The organism is Dactylosporangium salmoneum (assembly GCF_039532525.1).
Classification (GTDB): domain Bacteria; phylum Actinomycetota; class Actinomycetes; order Mycobacteriales; family Micromonosporaceae; genus Dactylosporangium; species Dactylosporangium salmoneum.
The window spans coordinates 44,718-64,292 of sequence record NZ_BAAARV010000124.1 but is presented as its reverse complement, the minus strand read 5'-3'; the positions used below and the strand labels follow the sequence as shown (position 1 = coordinate 64,292).

15 protein-coding genes and 1 tRNA gene are annotated in these 19,575 nt (G+C 71.8%); 5 read left to right on the top strand and 11 right to left on the bottom strand.

All coding sequences use genetic code 11. The annotated features are described in order from the left end of the window. Nucleotides 1-29: 29 nt before the first annotated feature. The 3 genes from ABD352_RS52360 to ABD352_RS52350 all read right to left on the bottom strand — a co-directional run bounded on the left by ABD352_RS52360 (nt 30) and on the right by ABD352_RS52350 (nt 5,683). Nucleotides 30-2,417 (bottom strand): beta strand repeat-containing protein, encoded by a 2,388-nt coding sequence (locus ABD352_RS52360; protein WP_344620168.1) that lies wholly within the window; start codon nt 2,415-2,417, stop codon nt 30-32. Between the two features lie 232 nt (nt 2,418-2,649). Further along, nucleotides 2,650-4,815 (bottom strand): fibronectin type III domain-containing protein, encoded by a 2,166-nt coding sequence (locus tag ABD352_RS52355; RefSeq protein ID WP_344620167.1) that lies wholly within the window; start codon nt 4,813-4,815, stop codon nt 2,650-2,652. A 595-nt stretch (nt 4,816-5,410) separates the two neighbouring features. Next, complete coding sequence (locus ABD352_RS52350) at nt 5,411-5,683, bottom strand: hypothetical protein (protein ID WP_344620166.1); 273 nt, start codon at nt 5,681-5,683, stop codon at nt 5,411-5,413. A gap of 196 nt (nt 5,684-5,879) precedes the next feature. Here ABD352_RS52350 and ABD352_RS52345 point away from each other — a divergent pair, with 196 nt between their 5' ends. Continuing rightward, nucleotides 5,880-7,553, top strand: coding sequence for an aminotransferase class V-fold PLP-dependent enzyme (locus ABD352_RS52345; RefSeq protein WP_344620165.1), 1,674 nt, complete (start codon nt 5,880-5,882; stop codon nt 7,551-7,553). Nucleotides 7,554-7,596: 43 nt separating this feature from the next. Further along, nucleotides 7,597-8,532, top strand: coding sequence for a S1C family serine protease (locus tag ABD352_RS52340; RefSeq protein WP_344620164.1), 936 nt, complete (start codon nt 7,597-7,599; stop codon nt 8,530-8,532). A 545-nt stretch (nt 8,533-9,077) separates the two neighbouring features. On the opposite strand, the gene ABD352_RS52335 is transcribed toward ABD352_RS52340, so the two are convergent. From ABD352_RS52335 to ABD352_RS52320, 4 genes are all read right to left on the bottom strand, one after another. Beyond that, nucleotides 9,078-10,325, bottom strand: a complete 1,248-nt coding sequence (locus ABD352_RS52335; protein ID WP_344620163.1) for an acetyl-CoA C-acetyltransferase — start codon at nt 10,323-10,325, stop codon at nt 9,078-9,080. A gap of 268 nt (nt 10,326-10,593) precedes the next feature. Next, nucleotides 10,594-11,376, bottom strand: coding sequence for an SGNH/GDSL hydrolase family protein (locus tag ABD352_RS52330; RefSeq protein ID WP_344620162.1), 783 nt, complete (start codon nt 11,374-11,376; stop codon nt 10,594-10,596). 295 nt (nt 11,377-11,671) lie between these two features. Continuing rightward, nucleotides 11,672-12,697, bottom strand: coding sequence for an SGNH/GDSL hydrolase family protein (locus tag ABD352_RS52325; RefSeq protein WP_344620161.1), 1,026 nt, complete (start codon nt 12,695-12,697; stop codon nt 11,672-11,674). Between the two features lie 174 nt (nt 12,698-12,871). Beyond that, on the bottom strand, nt 12,872-13,285 hold the full coding sequence (locus ABD352_RS52320; RefSeq protein ID WP_344620160.1) for a PPOX class F420-dependent oxidoreductase: 414 nt from the start codon (nt 13,283-13,285) through the stop codon (nt 12,872-12,874). Nucleotides 13,286-13,358: 73 nt separating this feature from the next. On the opposite strand from ABD352_RS52320, the gene ABD352_RS52315 reads away from it, so the two are divergent. Together ABD352_RS52315 and ABD352_RS52310 are read left to right on the top strand one after the other, a co-directional pair. After that, nucleotides 13,359-13,709, top strand: a complete 351-nt coding sequence (locus ABD352_RS52315; protein WP_344620159.1) for a YkvA family protein — start codon at nt 13,359-13,361, stop codon at nt 13,707-13,709. A 28-nt stretch (nt 13,710-13,737) separates the two neighbouring features. Further along, nucleotides 13,738-15,102 carry a cystathionine beta-synthase gene (locus ABD352_RS52310; RefSeq protein WP_344620158.1) on the top strand — a complete coding sequence of 455 codons (1,365 nt, stop codon included), beginning with the start codon at nt 13,738-13,740 and terminating at the stop codon, nt 15,100-15,102. Here ABD352_RS52310 and ABD352_RS52305 read toward each other — a convergent pair. From ABD352_RS52305 to ABD352_RS52295, 3 genes are all read right to left on the bottom strand, one after another. After that, on the bottom strand, nt 15,095-15,415 hold the full coding sequence (locus ABD352_RS52305) for a hypothetical protein (protein WP_344620157.1): 321 nt from the start codon (nt 15,413-15,415) through the stop codon (nt 15,095-15,097). The two genes, ABD352_RS52310 and ABD352_RS52305, sit on opposite strands and share 8 nt — an antisense overlap. Next, nucleotides 15,415-16,200, bottom strand: a complete 786-nt coding sequence (locus ABD352_RS52300) for a Bax inhibitor-1/YccA family protein (protein ID WP_344620156.1) — start codon at nt 16,198-16,200, stop codon at nt 15,415-15,417. Before ABD352_RS52300 ends, ABD352_RS52305 begins: the two co-directional genes overlap by 1 nt. A 120-nt stretch (nt 16,201-16,320) precedes the next feature. Continuing rightward, nucleotides 16,321-16,401 (bottom strand) — tRNA-Leu (locus tag ABD352_RS52295). Between the two features lie 217 nt (nt 16,402-16,618). Between ABD352_RS52295 and ABD352_RS52290 the strand changes: the two genes are divergently transcribed. Next, nucleotides 16,619-18,211, top strand: a complete 1,593-nt coding sequence (locus ABD352_RS52290) for a hypothetical protein (RefSeq protein ID WP_344620155.1) — start codon at nt 16,619-16,621, stop codon at nt 18,209-18,211. Here ABD352_RS52290 and ABD352_RS52285 read toward each other — a convergent pair. Then, the gene (locus ABD352_RS52285; protein ID WP_344620154.1) at nt 18,208-19,575 is read right to left on the bottom strand and encodes an NAD(P)/FAD-dependent oxidoreductase; all 1,368 of its coding nucleotides are present in this window, start codon (nt 19,573-19,575) and stop codon (nt 18,208-18,210) included. The genes ABD352_RS52290 and ABD352_RS52285 overlap by 4 nt on opposite strands.

Here is a 19,575-nt window from a genome sequence, read left to right as displayed (position 1 = left end):
CCCCCGGCCCCCCGTCTTGCGTCCGGCGACTAGTGCATGTAGTCGGAGACGGTGAAGGTGGAACCGCTCGAGATGATGGTCTGGTAGTAGGTCGACTGCAGCTGCGCGCCCGGGGCGCCGCTGCTCACGATCGTCACCGTGTAGGTGCCGTTCGGCACCGGCGTCGGGTTGAAGATCGCGAAGCCGCTCACGCCGGTGCCCGAGGTGGTGGCGGTGGCCGGGTTCGAGAGCGTCGCGACACCGCTGCTGACGCTCACGATGTACGTGCCGGCCGGGATGCCCGGGCCCGTCACGACCTTGTTCACGTCGGCCGTGGTGAAGAACGTGGCCGAGTTCGCCGCCGTGCCCGCGCCGAGCGTGCTCGCGCCGGTGGTGGTCACGCCGTCGGTCATGACGCGCTGCGTCGAGGTGGTGATCGGCGTGGTCGCCGAGGTGATCGCCGCCGCGGAGGCCTTCGACAGGGTCGCCACGCCGTTGGAGACCGCCGTGATGACGGTGGCGTTGGCCGGGATGGCGGCACCGCTGACGCCGGCGGTGATCGTGTTGCCCACGTCCGCCTGCGTGAAGGTGCAGGTGGTCGCGGTGCTGGTCGCGGGGCCGATGAAGGTCGACGCGGCCGGGGTCGGCAGCGGCGCGGTGGCCACGGCCGACGGGTAGCTGGCGCAGCTGGACAGCGTGCGCGTGGTCGGGGTCGGCGCCGCGTTCAGGTTGCCGCCCAGGTACAGGTTGCACAGCAGCTCGGTGTCGCCGATCACGAGCACGTCGACGCACTCGCTGGTCTGCGGGTTGGGCTTGACGGCCGTGGCGGTCGCCGTGGTGCCGCCGTTGTAGACGCCCTTGACCAGGTAGACGTGGGCGCTGGAGCTGTTGGTGCTGTAGGTGGTGCCGAAGTTGAGGTCGGCGAAGCCGACGCCCTGGATGTCGAGGCCGGTCGGGCCGACCCCGCTGTTGGGCGCGGTCTTCGGGGTGACCGTGATGCCGTTGGTGAAGGTGAACACGCTGTTGATGGTCACCGTGCCACCGGTCGTGGTCACGGCCAGCGCGAATGGGCCGCCCGGCGCGTGGGCCGGCACGGTCGCGGTGAACTGGGTGCCGACGCCGCCGGAGATGGTGCCGCCGACCGTGATGGCGGTCAGCGCGGTGCCGCCGAGCGTGGCGGTCATGCCGCTGACCGGGAAGTTGGCGCCGGAGACGGTGATCGTCGAGCCGCCCTGGGCCGGGCCGGTGGCCGGCGACACGGTGCTGACGGTCGGGACCTGGCCGATGGTGTACTGCCCGTAGGCCGTCGCGATGAGCGTGCTGCCGGCCGCGTTGTAGGCGCAGACGTTGTACGTCGTGTTCGACGTCGGCAGGCCGGTCGTCGGCAGCGTGAAGGCGACCTTGTTCGCCGAGACGTACCGGGTCGAGGTCGGCGTGACGACGCCGGACGAGGCGTCGGCCGCGGTCAGGGTGGACGGGCACGCCACGGTGGTGAGCCGGACGTTCTGCGTGCCGGTCGCGAAGATCGTGCCCGAGGGCGCCGACAGGGTGACCGTGTTGCCGCCCGCGCTCGAACCCGAGGTCTGGCTGAGCACGGTGTTGCCGCTGACGGTGAACGCCGCGGCGTTCTCCGCGATCAGCGTCGAGCCGGCCGCGTTGTAGACGCAGATGAAGTAGTCACCGGTGAACACCAGCGACGGCGTCGTGGGCTGGACCAGCGTGGGCGGCACCATGACGGTCAGCTTGTTCGTCGCGTTGACCGTGATGTTGGCCGCCGGCACGGCGATGACGCCGCCGGTCAGGGCGCCCGACCCGTTGCCGCTGGGCGCCGAGGCACCCTGCGCGGTCGTGGCGCACGCGGCGGGGCCGCCGGTGACCTTGGCCTGGAACTGGACCTGCGGGTTCGACATGGTGAACGGCGCGCTGGTCGAGCTGATGCCGATCGCGTAGTTGCCACCGGTACCACCGGTGGTCTGGCTCGGCGTGGCGTCCGGGTTGAGGGTGAAGGCCGCGTCCGCGTTGGCGACCAGGGCGTTCGAGGCGGCGGTGTCGTACACGCAGACGGAGAAGGTGCCGCTCGTGGTGCCGGAGGGCAGCACCAGGCTGGCCGGGGTGGTGACCGACAGCGTCGCGCCGGCGGGCTTCGCGACGTTGGTGACCTCCGCGATACCCGTGCTGACCGTGCCCGAGCCGGAGAGGGCCGTCGCGGTGCCGATGCTGGTCGGGCAGGTGCCAGCAACGTTGAACTGGACCGTGTAAGGGCCGGTGGTAGCGGCGTAGGTGGCGACGGTCTCGGTCAGCACCACCGGGTAGCCGCCACCGCTCGGGCCGTGCGTGGGGCTCAGGGTGACCGGGTTCGAAGCGGCGAACGCCGAGGTTGCCGTGGCGACCAGACTGCCGGCCACGAGCGCCAGCACGGCGCCGGCGCGAAGCGCCAACCGCCGACCGGGGCTTGATGTCTTGACGTGCACTTGTGGTCTCCTCCAGACGGTAACCACGGATTCAGGGAGTGATCGATAGGGGCACGCAGCTCCCATTTCGTCACTCAAAGTAGCAGCGAGGTTACTGAAAGTTCCTCAAAATCGGGAACCCCGCGACAAACGAAACGCCCCGGGCGGTTCCCCGCCCGGGGCGTCCCTATTGGACAGTCGTCAGTGGACAGTCAGGCTGTCACAGGCCGACGTTCTGCGCGGCCGACGGCGCGACGTGCGTCCACCAGGCCCAGCTGGTGTTGTCGCCCGCCCGGGCCTGCCAACGGTGCCAGATCTGGCCGTCGCCGGCGCCGACGACGAACACCTCGAGGGTGCCGTCGTCCCACTGCGCCACGACCGGGTCGCTGGCGATGAGGCCGCCGAGGCTGACCCAGTTCTGCCACGCCGACGGGTCGGTGGCCGACGTCTGCACCGTGTAGTACAGGTTGCCGTCCGCGCCGCGGCCGAAGACCTGGACCGTGCCGGCCTTGTTCTTCGTCAGCTCGATCTTGGAGATCCACCGGCTGCCGTCGACCTGCGTCCAGGGGCCGAAGCCGCTGTCGTTGGCGTTCTGCAGCTTGTACCAGACGGCGTGGTCGGCGAAGCCGAGCACGAACACCTGGAGGCGGGCCGACGCACCGGTGCCGTTGAGCACCGCCACCGGCTCGCTGCCGATGAGACCGCCGAGGCTGGTCCACTGACCCCAGTTACCGTTGGCGTCCCGCACGTTCGTCCAGAGGTTGCTGTCGCCACCGCGGGCGAACATCTGGGACAGCCCGTTGCGGTTGGTCACGATCGGGCCGCTCATTCCGCCTCCGCCCGGAACGGACGAGCCCGGCGTGGTCAGGGTGATCGTGCCGGCCGTGCTGTACGAGGTGGCACTCGCGTAGGCGACGACCGTCACCGTGTACTGCGTCCCCGGCAGCAGGCCGGAGATGGTGCAGCTGGTGTTCGGCGCAACGGCGGTGCAGCTCGGGTTGCTGGCGTCCGCCGAGCCGGTGTTCGCGGCCGACCCGGAGGCCTTCGGGGCCGCGGTCGCCGTGTAGTACTGCACGGCGGCACCGTTGACCGCGCCGGCCGGGGTCCACGAGATCGCGGCCGTGGTCGACGTGATGTCACTCTGCGCCGGGGTGGTCACCGTCGGCGCACCCGGCTTGGGCTGGACCGCCGGCGTGACGGAGCTCGCGGCCGCGAGGCCGAGCGCGCTGGACTGCGTGCCGGTCGAGCCGTAGGACACCACGCTGACGTCGTACAGCGAGCCGTTGGTCAGGCCCTTGATGTCACAGGTCAGCGCGGTCGTGGTGTTGCAGGCGGCCACCGGGACGGTGGGCGCCGCGTGCAGCACGGCGATCGCCCGGTAGCCCTTGACGGTCACGCCGTTGTCCGCCGCCGGCGCGGTCCAGGTCGCGGTGACCTGGGCGTCGCCGGCCGTGGCCGTCACGGTCGCCGGGTCGTCCGGAACGATGGTCGTCGGCCGGACCGCAGCCGTCGCGGCGGCCGACAGGACACCGTTCTTGAGCGCCTTGACCGAGATGGTGTAGTTCGTGCCCGACACCAGGTTGGAGCAGAGCGCGATGGGCGCCGTGCCGCCCGAGGTGCAGGTCTCCTCGTTCGGCGGGAGGCCCGTGATCGGCGAGATCGACGTGACGTAGGTGACGCCGGTCGTGTCGGCCGGCGGCGTCCACGTCACGATCCCGTCACCGCTGCCCACGTCGACCGTGGCGAGCGCGTCGGTCGGCGCGCCCGAGCCGACGCCCGGGATGGCCGACACGCCGGACGCGTCCGTGGCCTCCGAGTCCGCGGCTGCGGTCGAGCCGTTGGCCACCACGCCGAAGTTGTACGCGGCGCCGTTGACCAGGCCGTGGATGGTGCAGTTGTTCGTGGTGCCGTCCGTCGTCTGGCACGTGGCCTGGGCGGTCGAGCTACCCAGGAACGCCGACGCCGTGTAGCGGGCGACGGTCGAGCCACCGACGTTGGGGTCCGGCGTCCACGACACCTTGACGTCGCCGCTGGTGCCCGTGGCCTCGGCCGTCACGCCCGTCGGGGGCGACAGCTTCGGGGTCGTGGTGGCCCCCGGGTCGAGGTTCTGGGTCAGGGCCACGCTGTTGTCGGACTTGATCGCCTGGGCGACGATCTTGTACGCCGTGCCGGCCACCAGCGGGGTCAGCACACACGTGTTCGGCTGACCGTTGACCGTGTCGCAGACCGCGATGGTCGCCGAGCCGGAGACCGCCGCGATGTGGAAGTGGTCGAAGCCCATCGTGGCCGGCGTGCCGTCGGCGGCGGTCGGGTTGACCGTGACGTCGAGGCGGCGGCCGGACTGCGTGGGGGAGGTCGTGACCGTCGGGTCCGACGTGATGGTCATGCCGGTGATGGCCCCACCCGTCGCAAAGGCTGGCTGGGCAACGGCGAGCGACACGCCCACCATCGCCAGCGCCGAGGCCGAACCGAGCAGGCCGCGTCTGGGCCCGGCCCGGCGGTCGCGCGATTTGCATACGTCGATCATTGCGAAACCCTCCGTTGCGAGGCGCCAGCAGTGAGTGCCGACGCGCCATCTCCTAGCAATGTATGGCTGTCGTGGACTTTCCGGAGCAAATTGGGTAATACGGCCAAATGCCATGGGTTGCGCGAACCGCTGCCGATCGGGGGCGCGGTATGACGAAACGGCCCGGGAGCAGGGCTCCCGGGCCGTTCAAAAGTGGAGATATGCAGGGGTTTTGCTGGCCTGGCGCAGGGGTTTTGGCAGGCGAGGGCACCTATCGCGATGTATGCGGGGGAACCACGACGTGTGCCCTCGCCTGCCGGTAAGACCCGCCCGATCCCTGGGGGGACGCCTGGCCGGAGGCGTTCGGAGCCGGCGGAGGCATGCCGGCAACCGCGTCCGGGCGGGTCTTATGTGTCGCGGGACTGCGTTGCACTGGCGGGGCGCGCCGAAGTCTCCGCTTGGATCAACGATCGTGTCAGAGGAAGGTTCCTCGGTTGCCGCCCGCGCGGTGCCAGCCGCCGCGGGTGGCGGACCGGCCCAGGTCGATGCGCCAGTCGGGCATGGTCCGCAGGCTGTACAGGTCGTGGCGCGCCGTCCAGGCCTCGTTCCACGGCCGGCGCGACGCCTCGGCGGCGTTCTCGGCCAGGCGGTGCGGCGCGCACGGCCACTCCCGCCCGCACCACAGGCACAGGCCGTCCTCGTCGGACTCACTGTGCCGACTCAGGATCTGCGTGGCGTCCCGCCACAAGAGTCGATCGACGACGTCTGTTGGCTCGGACTGGTCAACACTGACCAACTTCCCTACCCCCAGTCTCCATGAGGCTTCCTGAGCACCTCCGGACGAAACGTTAAACAGTCGGGCCCAGGGAGGGAGCGGACAAGCAGTGCGACATCCGGGCCACCACACGAAAGAGGACGGCGTGGCGCCCGGTGATAATGGCGGGATGGAGAGCCCCCTCTTACCGCGCATCCGCGCCGGCGTGATCGGCGACGACCAGGTCATGTGGGGGCCTTTCGGCGCTCGCCGGGTCACCTACGCCGACTACACCGCCTCGGGCCGGGCGCTGGACTTCATCGAGCGGTTCGTGCGGGAGGAGGTGCTCCCGCGGTACGCCAACACCCACACGGAATCGTCGGGCACCGGCCTGCAGACCACGCGCCTGCGCGAGGACGCGCGGCAGATCATCAACGACGCGGTGGGCGGCGACGCCGACACCGTCGTGATCTTCACGGGCTCCGGCTCCACGGCCGCCATCGACAAAATGGTGCACATCCTCGGCCTGCGGGTGCCGGCCGCGCTCGAGGACCGCTACGACCTCTCGGCGCACATCCCGCCGGCCGATCGCCCGGTCGTGTTCATCGGCCCCTTCGAGCATCACTCCAACGAGTTGCCGTGGCGCGAGTCCATCGCCGACGTGGTCGTGATCCCCGAGGACCACAACGGCCACATCGACCTCGACCGGCTGCGCGCCGAGCTCGCGCGCCACGCCGACCGGCCGCTGAAGATCGGATCGTTCTCGGCGGCCTCCAACGTGACCGGGATCGTCAGCGACACGCACGCGATCTCGGCGCTGCTGCACGAGCACGGCGCGCTGTCGTTCTGGGACTTCGCGGCGGCCGCGCCGTACGTCGATGTGGCGATGTACGGGCCAGGCCCCGGGCAGTACAAGGACGCGGTCTTCATCTCCCCGCACAAGTTCGTCGGCGGGCCGGGCACCCCCGGCGTGCTCGTGGTGCGCCGCGAGGTGCTCACCAACCGGGTGCCGACCGTGCCCGGCGGCGGCACCGTGGACTACGTCAACCCGACGGACCACCACTACATCGCCGACCCCGCGCACCGCGAGGAGGGCGGCACCCCGGCGATCGTCGAGTCGATCCGCGCCGGCCTGGTGTTCCAGCTCAAGCAGGCGGTCGGCACGGCGACCATCCGCGCCCTCGAGGAGCGCTTCCTGCGCGAGACGATCTCGTCGTGGAAGACCAACCCCAACATCGAGGTCCTAGGCAACCTCGACGCCGAGCGGCTGTCGATCGTGTCGTTCGTCATCAAGAAGCCCGGGGGACGGTACCTCCACCACAACTTCGTCGTGTCGCTGCTCAACGACCTGTTCGGCATCCAGGCGCGGGGCGGCTGCTCGTGCGCCGGGCCCTACGGCCACCGGCTCCTCGGCATCGACATCGAGCGCTCGCACCGCTTCGAGCAGGAGATCATCGCGGGCTGCGAGGGGATCAAGCCCGGGTGGGTGCGGGTCAGCTTCAACTACTTCATCTCGGAGACGGTCTTCCGCTACATCGTCGACGCGGTACACCTGGTGGCAACGCACGGCTGGGCGCTGCTGCCGCAGTACCGCTTCGACCCGTACACGGGCCTGTGGAAGCACCGCGACGGCGTGGTCGAGCCGCCGCTGCGCCTGTCCTCGGTGACGTACTCCCCGGAGGGCGCGCTGACCTGGCCGGCCCGCCATGAGCGAGCCCCTGAATCGGACTTGGCGGGATATTTGCGGTACGCCCGGGAATTGTGTGACTCGCTGCCGGTCGGCGAGGAGCCCTCCGGCGTCGTCTCGGCCAACTTCGAGGCCCTGCGGTGGTTCGACCTCCCGGCGGTATCGCTATCGGCGTAACCGGCCTGGGCATTGCCGGTTTTTGATGCGCGTTGCGCTGGACATGGACCCTGAAACCGACGCGCTCGACGCGTACAGCCGGGTCGTCTCCACCGTGGCGGCCACCCTGCTGCCGAGCGTGGCCAGCCTGACCGTGCGCAGCCGCCGCGGCGAGGGCGCCGGCTCGGCCGTCGTCTACACCCAGGACGGCTTCGTCCTGACCTCCGCCCACGTGGTGGCCGGCGCCGACGCCGACGGCGGCGTCGCCGAGTTCACCGACGGCACCCAGACCCGCTTCGACGTGGTCGGCGCCGACCCCCTGGCCGACCTGGCCGTGCTGCGCATCCGCGAGCCCGGCGTCCCGCCCGCGACCCTGGGCAACGCCGACGACCTGCGCATCGGCCAGCTGGTCGTGGCCGTGGGCAACCCCCTGGGCCTGGCCGGCTCGGTCACCGCCGGCGTGGTCAGCGCCCTGGGCCGCTCCTTGCCGGTCCGCGACGGCCGCCACTCCCGCCTGATCGACGACGTCATCCAGACCGACGCGGCGCTCAACCCCGGCAACTCCGGCGGCGCGCTGGCCGACTCGGCGTCCCGGGTCGTCGGGATCAACACCGCGGTCGCCGGCATCGGGCTGGGGCTGGCCGTCCCGATCAACGGCACGACCCGGCTCATCATGTCGGAGCTCATGTCCACGGGCCGGGTGCGGCGGGCCTGGCTGGGCGTGGCCGGCGCGACGGTACCCCTCCCCCAGCCCCTGGCCGCCCGCCTGGGCCAGTCGAAGGGTCTGCGGCTGGCCGAGGTGGTGCCGGAGAGCCCGGCGGGGCAGGCGGGCCTCTACGTGGGGGACGTGATGCTGGCCGCGGGTGGCCGGCCCATCACGGGCGTGCAGGACGTCCTGCGGCTGATGCTGGGGCCGGCGATCGGGGCGCGGCTGGCCATCACGGTGCTGCGCAAGGGCGCGCTCGTCGATGTGGTGGCGATCCCGGCGCCCTTGGAGTGACGGCGGTCCTCTTTCGGCGAGTCGGGCATTTTCGATAAGTCGGGCGCTCCGCGCCACGACTTATCGGATTTATCCCCTGACAGGGCATATATCCGATAAGTCATGACGTGGGGCGCCCGACATGTCGTTTTTTGCGGCTGCGGCGGGTTCCTGCCGTCCCGTCCGGTTCACGGACCGCCAGCTCCGGACCGGGCCAGCTTGAGACCAGGCCGGCTTCGGGACCAGCCAGCTCGGGACCGGCCAGCCCGTCCGGTTCACGGACCGGCCAGCTCTGGGACTGGGCCAGCTTCGGACCAGGCCAGCCTCGGACCAGGCCAGCTTGGGACTGGGCCAGCTTGGGACTGGGCCAGCTTGGGACTGGGCCAGCTTGGGACTGGGCCAGCTTGGGACTGGGCCGGCTTCGGACCGGCCAGCCCGTCCCGTTCACGGACTGACCGACCTCGCACCGACCGGCTCCAAGCCGACCGTCTGGACCGGCCCGCCTCGGACCGGCCAGCTTTGGACCGGCGTGGCGCCTCCCTCGGGCGAGGCGCCACGCCCGGACGTCAGGAGAGGCGCTCCAGGATCATCGCCATGCCCTGGCCACCGCCCACGCACATCGTCTCGAGACCGATGGACTTGTCGTGCCAGTTCAGGGAGTTGATCAGGGTGCCGGTGATGCGCGCGCCGGTCATGCCGAAGGGGTGGCCGACCGCGATGGCGCCGCCGTTCACGTTGAGCTTGTCCAGGGGGATGCCCAGGTTGCGGTACGACGGGATGACCTGCGCGGCGAAAGCCTCGTTGATCTCGACCAGGTCCACGTCGTCGATGGTCATGCCGGCGCGCCTCAATGCGCTGCGGCTGGCCTCCACCGGGCCGATGCCCATGATCTCCGGCGACATGGCGGTCACGCCCGTGGAGACGATCCGGGCCAGCGGGGTGATGCCCAGCTCGCGGGCCTTGGTGTCGCTCATGACGACCACCGCGGCGGCGCCGTCGTTCAGCGGGCAGCAGTTGCCGGCGGTCACCCGGCCGTCGGGGCGGAAGACCGGCTTCAGACCGGCCACGGCCTCGTAGGTCACGCCCGGGCGGGGGCCGTCGTCGGCCGAGACGACCTCGCCGGTCGGGGTCGTCACCGGGGTGATCTCGCGGGCCCAGAAGCCGTTGCGGATGGCCTCCTCGGCGAGGTTCTGGGACCGTACGCCGAACTCGTCCATGTCCTGGCGGGTCACGCCCTCGACCTCGGCCAGGTTCTCGGCGGTCTGGCCCATGGCGATGTAGATGTCCGGGAGCTCGCCGTCCTCGCGCGGGTCGCGCCAGGCCTCGGCGCCGCCCTCGGAGCGCTTCGTGGTGCGGGCGTAGGCGCCGGCGAAGGCCGGGTTCTGCCACGGGCCGCCGACCAGGGCCTGGGCGTCGGGGGGCAGGGTGTCGGAGTTGCCGCGGGCGTAGCGGGAGACGCACTCGACGCCGGCCGAGATGAAGACGTCACCCTCGCCGGCCTTGATGGCGTGGAAGGCCATGCGGGTGGTCTGCAGCGACGAGGCGCAGTAGCGGGTGGTGGTGGCGCCCGGCAGGTGGTCGAAGCCCAGCAGCGTGCTCACCACGCGGGCCATGTTGAAGCCCTGCTCGCCGCCGGGCAGGCCGCAACCCAGGTAGAGGTCTTCGATCTCCCGGGGGTCCAGCTGCGGCACCTTGTCCAGCGCGGCGCGGACGATGGTGGCGGCGAGATCGTCGGGGCGGAGGTCGCGCAGCGATCCCTTGACGGCACGGCCGATCGGGGACCGGGCGGTGGCAACGATGACAGCTTCCGGCATGATCTAAATGCTACCGGGAGGTAACCGCGCCCCACTCCGCGCACGGCGACAAGAGTTGTCACAACGAGTGCAGAAATGTCACACCGCGCCGGGCGGTCACACCCCGCAGCGCAGGGCGGCAGCCTCCTCGACGGCGGGAGCAGAATGGCACACCACGCCGGGCGGTCACACCAGCAGAATGTCACACCGCGCCGGGCGGTCACACCCCGCGGCGCAGGGCGGCAGCCTGCTCGACGGCGGGAGCAGAATGTCACACCGCGCTGGGCGATCACACCCCGCGGCGCAGGGCGGCGGCCTCCTCGACGGCGGGGAGCAGGGCGTGGGCCCAGACGCGGTACCCGTCGGCGGAGGGGTGGAACCCGTCGTGGCACAGCGTGCCCTCGTCCGCCCGGAACACCGCGCCGGTGCGGGCGCCCAGGTCGACCACCACCGCGCCGGCCGCACCCGCCGCCGCGGCCTGCTGGCGGGCCACCCGCCGGCTGCGCAGGCCGAGCAGCTGGCGCAGGGGCGGGGCGAAGGCCCGCAGCGCGCCGAAGTCGGGGCAGGTGCCGACAACCACCGGGATGCCGGCGTCGTGCAGCCGGCGGCAGGCCGCGCCCAGGTGCTCGGCGGCCTCGGCGGCCCGTCCGAGGTGGGTCACGTCGTTGGTGCCGACCAGCACCAGGGCCACGTCGGGCACCGGGCCGACCAGCGCGCGGGCGACCTGGGTGGCGAGGTCGGCGGAGCGGGAGCCGGCCACGGCGACGCTGGACAGCTCGACCCGCCGGCCCGCGGAGCCCTCCGCGAGCAGGGCGGCGAGCTGGCCGCCGACCGTGTCGGCCACCCGGTCGACGCCGACCCCGAGGGCCGTCGCGTCGCCGAGCAGGACCAGGCGCATCGGGGGCTTGCCGGCCGCGCCGATGGACGAGCGCATGGCCAGGCGCATGTCGGGCTTGGCGTAGTTTCGCGTGCGGGCGGCGACCGCCTGGGCGGCCAGCACCGCGGCCCCGCCGACGGTGCCGGCGATGACGGTCACGGTGGCCACCTTGGCGAGGCGCTTGACGATGCTCACGCCGTCACCTCCGTTCCGGGTGTCTTGGCTCAGGGGTAGAACCGGACCAAAGCCGAGACTAACGGGCGAAGGTGTCCACGGCTTCTGGTCGAGAACCACATCACGGCACACCATGCCGAGACCACGAGGGCGGGCGGCGCATCAGGGCGCCTCCGCCGCCCGGTCCGGAGCCCGACCGAGCTGGAGCAGCCAGCGGCGCACGAGAGCAGGCGGACACATCAGGCCACCTCCGCCGCCCGGTCCGGAGCCCGACCGAGCTGGAGCAGCCAGCGGCGCACGAGAGCAGGCGGACACATCAGGCCGCCTCCGCCGCCCGGTCCGGGGTGCGGTCGGCCGGCTGGGGCAGCCGGTGCCACACCCGGCGGCGCAGCTGGGCCCAGCGGCCCGCCGGCCCGCGGTCGCGCCCGGCCACCTGGGCCGCGCTGACCTCGGTGCCGGGGCTCTGGGCGGCCTCGACGGCGGCCTGCGGCAGGGAGCGCACGCCCTCGCCCGCCCGCAGCGGCACGCCGGCCGCGGGGGCCGGGGCCGGCTCGGTGAGCGCGGCGACGGCGGTCGGAAGTATCGCCTGGGCGGCGGCGAGGTAGCCGGCGCCGGAGGGGTGGAACCGGTCGAAGCTGAACATGCGGTCGGGCTCGGCGTAGAACAGCTCGCCCAGCAGGTCGCCGAGCGACACCGTGCGCCCGCCGGCCTCGACCACCGCGATCGTCTGGGCGGTCGCCATCTGCCGGCTCCAGCGCCGGGCCAGCCAGCGCAGCGGCGGCTGGATCGGGCGGATGGTGCCCAGGTCGGGGCAAGTGCCGACGACCACCTCGACGCCCGCCGCGCGCAACGCCCGCACCGCGGACACCAGGTGGCCCACGGCGGTCTGGACGCTCACCCGGTGGGTCACGTCGTTGCCGCCGATGCAGATGACGGCGATGTCGGGCTGCTGGCGCAGGGCCACCTCCACCTGCGGGGCCAGGCCCTTCGACTCGGCGCCGACGACGGCCAGGCAGCGCATCCGCACCGGGCGCCGCAGCTGCTCGGCCAGGCCCGCCGCGACGGAGGCGGCGAAGGTCTCGCTCGGGCGCTCGGCGCCGTAGCCGGCGGCCGAGGAGTCGCCCAGCACGACCAGGCGGACGAGCTCGCCGGGGAAGTGCGCGCCGTAGACGCCGTCCGCGCGGGGCGGCGGGCCGACCACCGTGGGGATCGTCTTGCGGGCCAGGAGGGCCTGGCCGAGGACCAGTCCGTAGAACAACGCTCCCGCGCCGGCGACGCCCCCACCGCCGACCACCGCCGCCGCGGCTATCCGCCGTGCCCGCTCCGACTGCAAAATCACCACCGCTGTGCCCTTTCCCCTGCCGTAGGTCCTCGCGAACCCTTGGCTCCCAAGGTCCTCGCGAACCCTTGGCTCCCAAGGTCCTCGCGAACCCTTGGCTCCCAAGGTCCTCGCGAACCCGAGGCTAACCCCCACTCTGCGGACGTTTGCCGTTATCCGTCCGCATCCCGATCGTCCTCATCCCGACCGATCGGGGCCGGCCTTGTGGAGCGAGATGCGGATCAGCACCCGCTGGTCCCGCACCATCGCCGCCCGGTAGTCCTCCCAGTCGGGGTGATCTCCTCCGGTTGCCCGCCGGTAGTAGTCGACCAAACCTTCCACGCTCTCGGGCGGGTCGATGATCGTCGCCTCGCCCTCGACCTGGACCCAGCGGCCGTAGAAGCCGTCGGGGAGCACGCACAGCGCGGCCCACGGGTCGCGCCGCAGGTTGCGCACCTTGTAGGCGGGGACGCGGCTGCTGACCAGGACCCGTCCCTCGGCGTCGACGACGGCCAGCACCGGCGACATCTGCACCCCGCCGTCGGCCCGGCGGGTGGCCAGCACGGCCTGGTGCTGCTCGGCGATCACGGCCCGTGCCGCATCGAGATCCATGTCGTCATTTTTACCTCGGCGCCCCGTGACCGGCGACGTTACATTCGTAGCCAAGACAGAGAGGGCGGTCATCATGGCGGAGAGTGCGCTGCGACGGCGGATGGCACTGACGGCGCTGCTACGGGTGTTCAAGGCGGACACGCCCGGCATCGGCAAGCGGCTGGCCGCGCTGCCAAGAATGATCAAGGCGACGATGAAGCGGGAGTACGACGGTGGGGCCCGGCTGGCCATGCTCGCCGCCGCCGGCGTCTACATCATCTCCCCCATCGACGCCGTCCCCGAGGCCTTCCTGCTGGTCTTCGGCCTGGTCGACGACCTCGCGGTGGCCGGGTACTTCGCCGGCGCCCTCATGGACGAGCTGGAGCGCTTCCTGGAGTGGGAGAAGATGCGCGACAACGTCATCCCGGGGCACGTGATCCGATAGAAACCCAACGCCCGTTAGGCTTGGCTGCGTGCGCTACTACGACAACGTCGTCGAGTTGGTGGGCAACACGCCCCTCGTCCGACTCCGCAACGTCACGACCGGCATCTCCGCCACCGTCCTTGCCAAGGTCGAATACCTGAACCCGGGCGGCAGTGTGAAGGACCGCATCGCCCTGCGGATGGTCGAGGAGGCCGAGAAGGCCGGCCTGCTGCGGGAGGGCGGCACGATCGTCGAGCCCACCTCCGGCAACACCGGGGTCGGGCTGGCGCTGGTGGCGCAGCTCAAGGGGTACCGCTGCGTCTTCGTCTGCCCCGACAAGGTCAGCGAGGACAAGCAGAACGTGCTGCGCGCCTACGGTGCGGAGGTCGTCGTCTGCCCGACCGCCGTCGCCCCCGAGGACCCGCGGTCCTACTACAACGTCTCCGACCGCCTGGCCCGCGAGATCCCCGGCGCCTGGAAGCCCGACCAGTACGCCAACCCGGCCAACCCGCGCTCCCACTACGAGACGACGGGGCCGGAGGTCTGGGAGCAGACCGAGGGCCGGGTGACCCACTTCGTGGCGGGCGTCGGCACCGGCGGGACCATCTCGGGCGCCGGCAAGTACCTCAAGGAGGCCTCCGAGGGCAGGGTGAGCATCGTCGGGGCCGACCCCGAGGGCTCGGTCTACTCCGGCGGCACCGGCCGGCCCTACCTCGTCGAGGGCGTCGGCGAGGACTTCTGGCCCACCACCTACGACCGCACCATCTGCGACGAGATCGTCGAGGTCTCCGACAAGGACTCCTTCGACCTCACGCGGCGCCTGGCCCGCGAGGAGGGGCTGCTCGTCGGCGGCTCCTGCGGCATGGCCGTGGCCGCCGCGCTGAAGGTGGCGCGCGACGCCGGCCCCGACGACGTCGTGGTGGTCCTGCTGCCGGACGGCGGCCGGGGGTACCTCTCCAAGATCTTCAACGACGACTGGATGGCCCGCTACGGCTTCCTGCGCACCGCGGAGCAGACCCCGACGGTGGCCGACGTGCTGGTCGGCAAGGACGGCCGGATGCCGGGCATGGTGCACGTGCACCCCAACGAGACGGTCCGCGACGCGATCGACTACATGCGCGAGTACGGCGTCTCCCAGCTGCCCGTCCTCAAGGCCGAGCCGCCGGTCGTCACCGGCGAGGTGGCCGGCTCGATCGCCGAGCGCGACCTGCTCGACGCGCTCTTCTCCGGCCACGCCCACCTGCACGACATGGTCGAGCGCCACATGTCGGCGCCGCTGCCGATGATCGGCGGCGGCCAGCCGGTGAGCGAGGCCGTCGCGCTGCTGGAGAAGGCGGACGCGGCGGTGGTGCTGGTGGACGGCAAGCCCGCGGGCGTGCTCACCCGTCAGGACCTGCTCGCCCACCTCACGTGAAGGCGCCCCGCAGCGCGTTGATCCGGGCCACGGCGTCGGCCCGGGCCGCGGGCGGGGCGAACCGCCGCAGGTCGGCCGCGACCACGGTGAGCTGATCGGGCAGGGCGAGGTCGTTGTCGAGCCGGGGCACGGGGAGCGCGGGGCGCCCCTCGGCCTCGGCGCAGCGATCCGCCATCCACTGAATGAGATCGTGCATGAGGTCGGCCCGAGTGGCCCCAGACAGGCTGAACGCCGCCCATCGGGGCGGCGTCCAGTGTGAGACCTGACCGACCAGCTTGCGCACGGCGGCGCCCAGCTGATCTTCGTCGGACATCAGCGTCGCAGGTAGCTCAGCAGGCGCAGGATCTCGTAGTACAGGAAGATCAGGCCGACCAGGATGCCGAAGGCGCAGTACCAGGCGTACTTCTCCGGCAGCCCGTAGCGCATGCCCTGCTCGATCGCGTCGAAGTCGAGGATGAAGGTCAGCGCGCCGACCACGATGATCACGATGCTGAAGATGATCGGGACCATGCCCACGGAGCCGCTGGTGCCGTAGTCACGCAGGCCCATGTTGAGCCCGAACAGGTAGAACAGCCAGTTGGCGAAGCTGAGGACCACGACGCCGATCAGGGCGCCGATGACCATCTTCGTGAACCGGGGCGTGGCCCGCAGCACCTTCAGCTTGTAGAGCACGGCCATGACGGCGAAGATGCCGAACGTGCCGATCACGGCCTGGATGACGATGCCGGAGTACCAGTGCTCGAAGGCCCGGCTGATGATGCCGAGCGCGATGCCCTGCAGCGCGGCGTAGGGGATGATGACGGCCGGGCTGGTGATCCGCCGGAAGGAGACGACCAGGCCGAGGACCAGGCCGGCGATGCTCGCCATGATCGCGGCGAAGTAGGTGACCGGGCTGCTGGCCGGCAGGAGCACCCACGCGCCGGCGCCGACGACGCCGGTGATCGCGAGCAGCGCGATGGTGCGGACGACGACGTCGTCCATGGTCATGGTGCGGGGCTGGACGGGGGCGCCCGGATAGCCGGGCGCATACCCGGTCTCATACCGGGAAGCCCGCGCCGCCTCGCCAAGGCGGGTGAGCACCGGGTTGGAACTCTGCACGATCGGCCTCCAGGGGCTTCTCATTCACGTGTACGACCAGGGTACCGCGAACGGGCGCGCCGGAAACGGCCACCATACAGTGAGACGTGACGGTTTGATGAAAAAAGCCCACAAAACGCGTGCCCGGGGCGGGGTTCGAACCCGCACGCCTCGCGGCAGCCGCTTTTAAGGCGGCCGTGTCTGCCGTTCCACCACCCGGGCGTAGAAACGCGTCTCACGGTAGCCCGTCCGACGAACCATCAACACCGACAAGGGGATGGCCCGTACTGTCATCCGGGTGACCAGCGCCCCGCAGACCGACGAGGCCGGGACTGCGCCAGTTGAGCATCCAACATCAACCGGTTCGCCGATGCGCTCACCGCGCACATGGACTATAGACGTCGCCGCGGGTTTGCTGTTTGCCCTGGCCGGGGCCCTGGTGACCCGTGGGCTGTGGCCGTCGCCGGCGGCTCGGGCGCTCACCGGCAATCCCGCCGACCAGGCGCTGAGCGAGTGGTTCCTCGCCTATGCGACCCGAGCGTACCGCGGTGACTTCGCCTTCGTGACCGGTGCGCTGAACGCGCCCGACGGAGTGAACCTGCTCGGCAACGCCTCGCTCATCGGCGTCGGCATCCTCTTCGCGCCCTTGACGCTGGCGCTGGGCGCGCCGGTCACCTTCGCCGTGGTGGCCGGGTGCAACCTGACCGCCAACGCCACCGGGTGGTACCTGCTGCTGGCCCGCGGCGCCGGCCTGCACCGCCTGGCCGCCCTCGTCGGCGGCGCCTTCTGCGGCTTCGCGCCCGGCATGGTGAGCGAGTCCAACGGGCACCTGCACATGACGGCGGCCTGGCTGGTCCCTCCGATCGTGTGGTGCGCGACGCGCCTGAACCCGCGCAAGGGGGTGCTGCTCGGCGCGCTCGTGGCCGGGCAGTTCTTCCTCGGCGAGGAGGTGCTGTTCCTCGCCGCGTTCACGCTGGTGCTCTTCGGCCTCGCCTACGCGGCCACCGCCCGCCCGAGGAGCCTGGCAAGGGCGCGGGAGGCGCTGCCGGGGCTCGGGATCGCCGCCGCCGTCGCGGGGGCGCTGCTGGCCTATCCGCTGTGGGTGCAGTTCTTCGGGGCCCAGGCCGCCCGCGGAGGGGCGTTCCGGCCCGAGTTCTACTCCGCCGACGTGCGCAGCTTCGCCGCCATCTCGCCGCTGTCGCTGGCCGGTGGCGACGGCGCGGCCTCGCTGGCGAGCGGGCCGTCGGAGTACACCGCCTTCTTCGGCGCCCCCGTGCTCATCGTGGCGCTCGGCGCGACCGTGTGGATGTGGCGGCGCCCGGCGGTGCTCGCGTGCACGGTGGCGTCGGCGGTGCTGCTCGCGCTGTCGCTCGGGCCGCGGGTCGGGCCCTACGCGCTGCTGGACGGCCTGCCGGTGGTCGATCGGGTGCTGCCGACCCGCTTCGCGCTCGCGGCGATCCCCCTGCTGGCCTTCGTGCTGGCGCAGGCGGTGCACGCGGCGCTGACCCAGACCGAGACGCTCGGGCTGCTGGTGCCGGTGGCCGTGGTGGCCGCGCTCGTGCCGCTGGCGCCGCTGCCGCTGCCGACGGCGTCGCGCCCGCCGGTGCCGAGGTTTTTCGCCGAGGGGTACTGGCACGGCTTCGCCCCCCGCGACGGCACGATCGTGCCCGTGCCGCTGCCGGACGCCCAGGAGCCGCAGGCGCTGCGCTGGGCGGCGGCCACCGGCGTCGCGTTCGCCACGCCGCAGGGCCGCTTCATCGGGCCGTACGGCAGCGACGGCCGCGCCGCCGTGGGCATCTACCCGCGGCCGACCGCCCTGCTGCTGCGCCGCGCGGTGAACGACGGCGACCCGCCCCCGCTCACCGACGCCGACCGGGTGGCCCTGCGCCGGGACATCGCCTACTGGCACGCCTCCTGCTTCGTGCTCGCCGACGGCCAGCCGGGCGCCGAGGCGCTGAAGAGCACCCTCGACGCCCTGCTGGGGCCCGGCGAACGCGTCGCCGACGTATGGGTGTGGCGGGCCAGAGGTTAGGCGGCCTTGCGCCCCAGCGCGTCCGGCGAACGGACGGGCAGCGGGATCGGCACCGCGACCTCGGTGAACGCCTCGCGCGGCTCGTGCAGCGAGCCGAGCGCGACGACCTCGCGGCGCAGCACCAGCTGGAGGGTCCAGTCGACGAGCACCCGGATCTTGCGGTTCAGGGTGGGGATGCGGCTCAGGTGGTACGTCCGGTGCATGAACCACGCCGGAAGGCCCCGCACCTTGATCCCGTAGACCCGCGCCGCGCCCTTGTAGAGCCCGAGGCCGGCCACCGAGCCGACGTGCTTGTGCCGGTAGTCGACCGGCTTGCGCCCGCGCACCACGGCGGCGATGTTGTCGGCCAGCTGCGAGGCCTGGCGCACCGCGTGCTGGGCGCTGGGCGAGCACAGGGCGGCGGGGTCGGGCGAGGTGAGGTCCGGCACCGCGGCGCAGTCGCCGGCGCTCCAGGCCCCCTCGACGACGTTGCCCTCGGCGTCGACCACCTGCAGCGTCGGCTTGCAGGTGATGGCGCCGCGCGGGCTGAGCGGCAGGTCGGTGTCCTGCAGCATCGGGTGCGGCTTGACGCCTGCGGTCCACACGATGGTGTCGGCCTCGAAGGCTTCGCCGTCGGAGAGCTTGACCAGGCCGTCGACGCACGAGTCGAGCCGCGTGCCGAGCCGGATGTCGATGCCGCGCCGGGTCAGCTGGACCGCGGTGTAGGCGCCCATCTCGGGACCGACCTCGGGCAGGATCCGGTTGGCCGCCTCGACCAGCATGAAGCGGACCTCGTCCTTCGGGATCTCCGGGTAGTACCGCAGCGCGCCCTTGACCATGTCCTCCATCTCGGCGAGCGCTTCGACGCCGGCGTAGCCGCCGCCGACGAAGACGAAGGCCAGCGCCCGCCGGCGGGTGGCCGGGTCGGTCGTGGTCGCCGCGACGTCGAGCCGGTCCAGCACGCTGTTGCGCAGGAACACCGCCTCGCCGATGGTCTTGAAGCCGACCGCCTGCTCGCGCAGGCCCGGGATCGGCAGCGTGCGCGAGACCGAGCCGGGGGCCACCACGATGTGGTCGTACGGCACCTCGCGGGCCGGTCCGATGATCGGCTGGACGATGGCCACCTTGCGGGCGTGCTCGATGCTCGTCACCGTGCCGGACAGCACGTGGCACCGCTTGAGCTCGCGGCGCAGCGGGACCACGCTGTGCCGGGGCGAGATGTTGCCGGCCGCCGACTCGGGCAGGAACGGCTGGTAGGTCATGTGCGGCTGGGGGTCGACCACGGTGACCTCAGCCTCGTGCAGGTTGAGCTTCTTGGACAGGCGCAGGGCGGCATAGAGCCCGACGTGCCCGGCACCGACGATCAGGATTCGCTTCGCAGCCAC